This is a genomic window from Alcanivorax sp. HI0044, assembly GCF_001634945.1.
Window position 1 is genome coordinate 1 of the sequence record NZ_LWEZ01001717.1, and the last position, 582, is coordinate 582.

Here is a 582-nt window from a genome sequence, read left to right on the forward strand (position 1 = left end):
TCGGCCCAGTCGACCAGCTGATAAAAGGCTGAGCGCCCAATCAGGGCATTGAGATTATCCCGCACACACAGGTACGGGGAAGGCTCACCGGTTTCGCTGTCAGTATTGACCCAGAGGGGATGGGACGCGCCGGCAACCACATGGCTGCCCACATTGGTGGTGAATACCAGTTTGGTGGTTTCGCCTTCTTTCACCTGCTGCACTTCCGTGGCCACAAAGGGCGCATCGTCCACCTGAATGCGCAGTTTCTCCACCGGGGTAACCAGGAAATAATCATCGTCTTCGCGCAACAAGATGGTGGAAAACAACGCCACCATTCTTTCCCGTTCAATGGGCGATTCCTGATAAAACCAGGTGCCGTCGCGGGCAATGCGCATATCAATATCCGCATGCCGTTCCGGTTTCCACTGATGCACCGGAGGCAGGCCGGTTTCATCTCCGGCGGCTTTTTCCAGTAGTGCCAGCAGCTCTTCGGCCTGTTTCATCGTGGCCCCCGCTGGCCCTTGTTCCCCATGCGAATACCGATTTCGATCAGGAAATCCAGAAAGTCATCCTTGTCGTCAATTTGCTTCTGGTAAAACG

1 protein-coding gene is annotated in these 582 nt (G+C 55.3%); it reads right to left on the minus strand.

Translation table 11 applies throughout. The features are described 5' to 3' along the window. Positions 1-485: DUF1285 domain-containing protein (locus A3730_RS25830; RefSeq protein ID WP_063539275.1), on the minus strand; the 485-nt coding region annotated here is incomplete at its 3' end. Positions 486-582: the final 97 nt, after the last annotated feature.